The sequence below is a fragment of the Candidatus Avelusimicrobium fimicolum genome, assembly GCF_021632165.1.
Classification (GTDB): Bacteria; Elusimicrobiota; Elusimicrobia; order Elusimicrobiales; family Elusimicrobiaceae; genus Avelusimicrobium; species Avelusimicrobium fimicola.
This window is the reverse complement of record NZ_JAJWTS010000015.1, coordinates 1-1,876: the sequence shown is the minus strand read 5'-3', so window position 1 is coordinate 1,876 and position 1,876 is coordinate 1. Positions and strand designations below refer to the sequence as shown.

General features: G+C 50.7%; 4 protein-coding genes and 1 pseudogene. All 5 read right to left on the bottom strand.

Annotated features, from left to right (window positions below; all coding sequences use genetic code 11):
• Positions 1-113: 113 nt before the first annotated feature.
• Complete coding sequence (gene nrdD, locus ACQY2K_RS06155; RefSeq protein ID WP_428041128.1) at positions 114-320, bottom strand: anaerobic ribonucleoside-triphosphate reductase; 207 nt, start codon at positions 318-320, stop codon at positions 114-116.
• Between the two features lie 106 nt (positions 321-426).
• A complete protein-coding gene (locus ACQY2K_RS06150) occupies positions 427-945 on the bottom strand; it encodes a hypothetical protein (RefSeq protein ID WP_428041127.1) in 519 nt (172 codons plus the stop codon).
• Positions 929-1,282: a hypothetical protein gene (locus tag ACQY2K_RS06145; RefSeq protein ID WP_428041126.1), complete on the bottom strand. Its 354-nt coding sequence runs from the start codon at positions 1,280-1,282 to the stop codon at positions 929-931. The genes ACQY2K_RS06150 and ACQY2K_RS06145 overlap by 17 nt, the downstream gene beginning before the upstream one ends.
• A complete protein-coding gene (locus ACQY2K_RS06140) occupies positions 1,273-1,689 on the bottom strand; it encodes a glycoside hydrolase family protein (protein WP_428041125.1) in 417 nt (138 codons plus the stop codon). Before ACQY2K_RS06140 ends, ACQY2K_RS06145 begins: the two co-directional genes overlap by 10 nt.
• Positions 1,689-1,876 (bottom strand): annotated as a pseudogene (locus ACQY2K_RS06135) (hypothetical protein); the annotation flags it as partial. The gene ACQY2K_RS06140 and the pseudogene ACQY2K_RS06135, both read right to left, overlap by 1 nt.

Genomic DNA, 1,876 nt, shown 5'->3' with positions numbered 1-1,876 from the left:
TGCTCCAACTCTCTATAAATTTAAAAACCCCGCGTAAGTGCGGGGTGTTAAATTTCTACGGAGAGGGAGGCCGTAATAATACCGACGGTAACGCCCCCATTTTTGCCCCCATATTAAGAGCATTTACACCTCGGTTTTACATGCTCAACATCATACACTTTTCGCATAGCATACTCCTCTTTTTTGCCTTTGTTCCAGCCCTGTACTGGGCGCAAATAGCCGACCACGCGGCTGTACACCTCGCACTTAGTCCCATGGCAGTTAGCTTGTGCTTTTTTCAGTTCAGCAACTTCTTTTAGTAGTTCTGCTTTTGTTTTCATGAGTTATCCTCTTTTTTGCATTTCTCACACGCCACCCAACAGGGCTCCCCTGTTTTCAGGCACATGTATTCCCAAAAATAGTGGTCGTATTCGGCGTGTTTGCATTTCATAAATAAACCCCTATTAGCACCCCAACTCGGCCGGAACCTACAAACACGCCGGCGGTTGTGTTGTGCAAAAGGCCAGTTAAATCGTCTAGGCGGCGGTCCGCAAACACATAGGGTGCGGCGGTTTGGTCCAAGCCTACCCCGGCACCATAGCGGTCAAAATAGGCCAAACGTACACCCAGTCCGGCTTTTATATCACTACCCAATAACCCCTGCACCGCAGGACGAAAAGTGAAACCGGCGCGTTTTACGCGTATTGTTTCGGCCCCCTGTGTGGGCCGGACGACTTCTACCGTGCCTTCCGGCGGCACATATTTTACAGTGTCTTTGACAGAACCGTCCGGCTGGCGCACCTTGGCCGTAAGTTTGTTGGCTTTTACAACCACTTGGGCAGCGGTGTTTTCGGGCAAAGTGGCCGTCCTGGCAGTCAGTTTATCCAGTTGCCGCGCCTTGTACCAGTTGGAAAATAGTAGCCCTGCCAGTAGTAGCAGGGCTAACAGTCTAGTTATTTTTTTCATTGGTCAGGGCTTTTTCCGCGCGGCTCATAATCGCGCGTTTAATTCCGTCATAGCCGATTTGTGCCAAGGCCAATACCACCAGCCCGATAAGCACCGCCATAAGCGGCGTTTTGGCCGTAATGCCTGCGCCATAAACGGCAATGAACCCGCAGAGCATAGCCCCGGCAAATACTGCCAAGGACCATACAAAGCCCGGCACCTTGAAAAACTTTTCTACCAAGTTTTTCGTCCACTCAATTAAGCCCACGCACGCAACCGCGGCTAGGCAGATAATCATTCCTAGTTCCATTGTTTCACTCCTTTTTAATTTCGGCTGCTTTGCCGATATTAAATCCATTTGCCCGTTTCCATCATACGGGCATTTTCTATCGCCCGGCGGCCCACCTGTGCCGCCCATTTGCTCGCCAACATCTCTTTGGCGGCGGTCTGATAGTCGCCCTGTTCCACGGCGGTAAGCATTTTTTTGAAGCCTTTTAAGCGCGCAAGGCCCATATTAAATGCCATATCCACTAGCACAAATTGCCGCGCGTCGTCCAGTTTCCACCACCATGGGAACGCGTCTTTGACGGCTCGTTCCGCGTGTGCCAAGTCCTCTTGCAGGATAAACAAAGCGGCGCTTGCGCTAATGCCGTTTTCCAAATTGTGCCCATAGCCAATGGTTAAATGGCCCGTAGGACATTTGTAAGGGAGTTTTGAAAAGCCCTCATAGCGGCGAATATAGGCCGCGGCTTTTACGTTATCCATTAATCATCCCTCCTGCGATAATGCATTTCACTAATACGCTTATGCGCGTTGGCGCAACTGTCTTCCAACTTGGCCACACGTTCTTGCAGATGGTTATATTTATCCTGCTTGGATTCCAAGCGGGACAGGTCTTTGCGGATAGCGCGCAGTTCGTTCCATAACCCGCCGGCGGCAAATACCACAGCGG

Excerpts from the sequence above, each read along its gene's own strand:
- nrdD (WP_428041128.1), bottom strand. The coding sequence starts at position 320 with ATGAAAACAAAAGCAGAACTACTAAAAGAAGTTGCTGAACTGAAAAAA.
- ACQY2K_RS06150 (WP_428041127.1), bottom strand. The coding sequence starts at position 945 with ATGAAAAAAATAACTAGACTGTTAGCCCTGCTACTACTGGCAGGGCTA.
- ACQY2K_RS06145 (WP_428041126.1), bottom strand. The coding sequence starts at position 1,282 with ATGGATTTAATATCGGCAAAGCAGCCGAAATTAAAAAGGAGTGAAACA.
- ACQY2K_RS06140 (WP_428041125.1), bottom strand. The coding sequence starts at position 1,689 with ATGGATAACGTAAAAGCCGCGGCCTATATTCGCCGCTATGAGGGCTTT.